The organism is Streptomyces sp. NRRL S-495, from assembly GCF_000966955.1.
Lineage (GTDB): Bacteria > Actinomycetota > Actinomycetes > Streptomycetales > Streptomycetaceae > Kitasatospora > Kitasatospora purpeofusca.
The window spans coordinates 1-3691 of sequence record NZ_JZWY01000522.1 but is presented as its reverse complement, the minus strand read 5'-3'; the positions used below and the strand labels follow the sequence as shown (position 1 = coordinate 3691).

Below are 3691 nucleotides of genomic sequence, written 5' to 3'. Positions count from 1 at the left end.
GGTGCTGACGGCGGGCTTCGGGCTTCGGGCGGGATCGGTGGCCGGGAGCACTGCCCGGCCGTCGCGGCCAGGGGCTCCCGGAGCATGGCCATCCTGCGTCGGCGGGCGTCTCGTCGGCGTCGGCCCTGCGCAGGCATTCCGGACTACTGCGGACGCAGCAGGACGACCCGGACGGCGTAGTGCCCGGAGCGCGGTGGCGGCCGTCCGGCTCCGACCTGCGGCCGAGGGGGCGGGGCGCCGGCGTCGGGGTGCGAGGGTCGGCCGGGTCACCCGGGCGGAGGTACGGACGGGCCGCGCCCCGACCGGCGAAGTAGCGTGATGTGCCTGGACCGGACGTTTCGCTCCGGTTCGTCCAGACCTGTCCGTCATCGGTGACCGGAAGCCCTCAGGCCCCCGGAACACCGCCCGTCCGCAGCTCGACCCGCTGCCGGAGGTGGCCCATGGGCGTTCCCGCCGCTCGCATCGTGTTCGACGAGAACGACCGCGCGGCCGTCGCGGAGGCCGTGAGCGAGATGCTCGCCACCGGCGCGCTCACCCTCGGCCCCTGGACCGAACGGTTCGAGCAGTCCTTCGCCGCCGAGCACGGCGCGACCCACGCGGTCGCCGTCGCCAGCGGCACCGCGGCGCTGGAGATCGTCCTGCGCGGCCTCGACGTCCGTGGCCGCGACGTGGTCGTCCCGGCCGTCACCTTCTACGCGACGGCCGGTGCGATCCTGCACGCGGGCGGCCGGCCGGTCTTCGCCGACGTCGACCCGGACACCCTCGCGCTCGGCCCGGACACCCTGGAGGCCGCGCTCACGCCGGACACCGCCGCCGTGGTGCTGGTCCACATCGGCGGACTGATCACCCCCGAGGTCGACGCCCTGCGCGCGATCTGCGACGCCCGGGGCATCCCGCTGGTCGAGGACGCCGCGCACGCCCACGGCAGCAGCTACCTCGGGCGCGCCGCCGGCACCTTCGGAACGGCCGGAGCCTTCTCCTTCTACCCGACCAAGGTCACCACCAGCGGCGAGGGCGGCATGATCCTCACCGAGTCCGCCGAACTGCGCGACGAGGCCCGGATCCACCGCGACCAGGGCAAGGGCTCGTTCACCACCAACCACCACGTGCGGCTCGGCGCGTCCTGGCGGATGAGCGAGCCCAACGCCGCCATCGGCACCGTCCACCTGCGCCGGCTCAAGGAGTTCGTGGAGACCAGGCGCCGGGTCGCCCAGCGCTACGACGCCGCGCTCGGCGCGCTGGACGGCCTGACGCCCGTCCTCGAACCGGCCGGCTCCCGCGGCAACTACTACAAGTACGTCGCCCTGCTGCCGCCCGGCGCCGACCGCGCGGCGTTCAAGCGGGCCGTCGCCGAGGAGTACGACGTCCGGCTCTCCGGCGAGGTCTACGACCTGCCGCTGCACCTGCAGCCGGTGCTCGCCCCGTACCGGCGGGCGGCGCTGCCGGTCGCCGAGGACGTCTGCGCCCGGCAGATCTGCCTGCCGGTGCACTCCGACATGACCGAGGACGAGACCGAGCTGGTGATCGAGGCGGTGTCCGCCGTCCATCGCCGCTTCACGGGCTGACGGACCACGGGCTGACGGATCACGGGCCGACGGACCCCGCCGGTCGCGAGAACCGTCGGGAGCAGTCAGTCGGGACAAGGTCGAGACAAGACAGGAGAGAACAGTGCGGATAGCGGTCACCGGAGGATGCGGCTTCATCGGCTCACACGTCGTCGACCGGCTGCTCGCCGCCGGGCACGAGGTGCTCGCGGTGGACTCCACCGACAAGTACCTCAACCCCGACGCCGACCACGCGCGGATCGACATCCTCGACCTGCCCGCCCTCACCGCCGCCCTGGACGGCTGCGAGGTGGTCTTCCACCTGGCCGCGCAGGCCGACGTCGAACGGGTCGCCGCCGACCCGGTCGGCGCCGTGCGGGCCAACATCGACGGGACCGAGGCCGTCCTGGAGGCCGCCCGCCGCAACGACCTCAGCCGGACCGTCCTGGCCAGCACCGTCTGGGTGTACGGGGCCGCCCTGGGCGAGGCCGGGATGGAGGACGAGGAGCAGGAGCTCGACGAGCACGTGCCGATCGAGCTGGACCACAGCGGGCACCTCTACGTCGCCACCAAACTGGCCGCCGAGATGCTCGTGCACAGCTACCGCCAGCTCTACGGACGGCACTTCACCATCCTCCGGTACGGCATCCCGTACGGGCCGCGGATGCGCGACGAGCTGGTGGTCGCCCGGTTCGTGCAGGCCGCGCTCGACGGACGGCCGATCACCATCGCGGGCGACGGGCGGCAGAGCCGCAACTTCGTCTACGTCGAGGACCTCGCCGACGCGCACGTCCGCGCCCTCTCCCCCGCCGCCGAGGACCAGACCTTCGCCCTGGAGGGCTCCACCGCCGTCTCGGTCCGCGACATCGCCGACACCGTCGACCGGCTGCTCGGACCGGTCAGCATCGAGCACATCGAGGCCCGCACCGCCGACTACGCCGGGCGCCGGATCTCCGCCGCGCAGGCCAAGCGGCTGCTCGGCTGGTCGCCGCGCACCAACTTCGCCGACGGCGTGCGGCGGTACGCCGACTGGTACCGCTCCGAGGCCGCCCCGGCGACCGGCCCCGCGTCCGGCCCCCGCCGGGGCGCCTGAACCGGGGCCGGGCAGTGCCGCACGCCCTGCTGGTCTCCGGCTCGCTCGGCCAGGGCCACGACGTGATGGCCCGGGCCTGCGCCGACTCCCTGGAGGCGCGCGGCTGGTCCACCAGCACCGTCGACGCGATGGCCCTGCTCGGGCAGCGCGCGGGCAACGCCGGGGAGGCGGTGTTCCGGCGGCTGCTCGACCTGCCCGGCGTCTACGACGCGTTCCACTTCTCCGCCCTGCGCCCCGGCGCCCGGATCGCCCTGCTCGCCGACGCGGCGGCCCGGCGGCGGCTGGTGCCCGCCGTCCGGGCGCTGCTCGCGGAGCAGCGCCCGGAACTGGTGGTCTCGGTGTTCGCCACCGCCACCTCCGCCGTCAACCACCTGCGCGGCGACCCGCCCGCCTTCCGCCACCTGGTGCTCTGCACCGACGTCACCCCGCACCGGCTCTGGGTGCAGGACGGCACCGACCTGTTCCTGGTCACCTCCGAGGTCGCGGCCTGCGGCGTCCGCCGCTACCGCCCGGACGCGCCGGTGGCCGTGCTGCCCGCACCGCTGCGCGCACCGTTCTACCGCCCGCCCTCGCGCGCCGAGGCCCGGGAACGGCTGGGCCTGCCGCCCGACGCGCGCTGCGTCCTGCTGATGTCCGGCGCCTGGGGCCTCGGCCCACTGGCCCGCACCGCCGCCGAACTGGCCGACGCCGGACCGCACGTGCTCGCCGTCGCCGGCAGCAACGCCGAACTCGAACGCCGTCTGCGGCGCGCCGCCACCCACCGCCCCCGGCTCCACCCCTTCGGCTGGACCGACCAGGTACCCGCCCTGATGGCCGCCGCCGACCTCGTCGTCACCAGCTCCGGCGACACCTGCAGCGAGGCCCGCGCCCTCGGCCGACGCCTCCTCCTCCTCGACATCGTCCAGGGCCACGGCCGCGACAACCTCCAGCACGAACTCGAACTCGGCCACGCCGACGTCGTCTCCGCCCACCCCGCCGAGGTCGTCCGCTCAGCCCTCACCGCCCTGACCCACCCCGAACCACCCCCCTCCCCCGGCGCCACCCCGGAAGGCTG

At 74.9% G+C, this 3691-nt stretch carries 2 protein-coding genes and 1 pseudogene; all 3 read left to right on the top strand.

The window, feature by feature from the left end:
* Nucleotides 1–440: 440 nt before the first annotated feature.
* Nucleotides 441–1565: a DegT/DnrJ/EryC1/StrS family aminotransferase gene (locus VR45_RS25815; protein ID WP_045942234.1), complete on the top strand. Its 1125-nt coding sequence runs from the start codon at nt 441–443 to the stop codon at nt 1563–1565.
* Between the two features lie 103 nt (nt 1566–1668).
* The gene (locus tag VR45_RS25810; RefSeq protein WP_045942233.1) at nt 1669–2637 is read left to right on the top strand and encodes an NAD-dependent epimerase/dehydratase family protein; all 969 of its coding nucleotides are present in this window, start codon (nt 1669–1671) and stop codon (nt 2635–2637) included.
* Between the two features lie 14 nt (nt 2638–2651).
* Nucleotides 2652–3691, top strand: a pseudogene (locus VR45_RS25805) (hypothetical protein); the annotation flags it as partial.

What these genes read in the sequence shown, in the direction of transcription:
- VR45_RS25815 (WP_045942234.1), top strand. Translation starts at nt 441, where the DNA reads ATGGGCGTTCCCGCCGCTCGCATCGTGTTCGACGAGAACGACCGCGCG.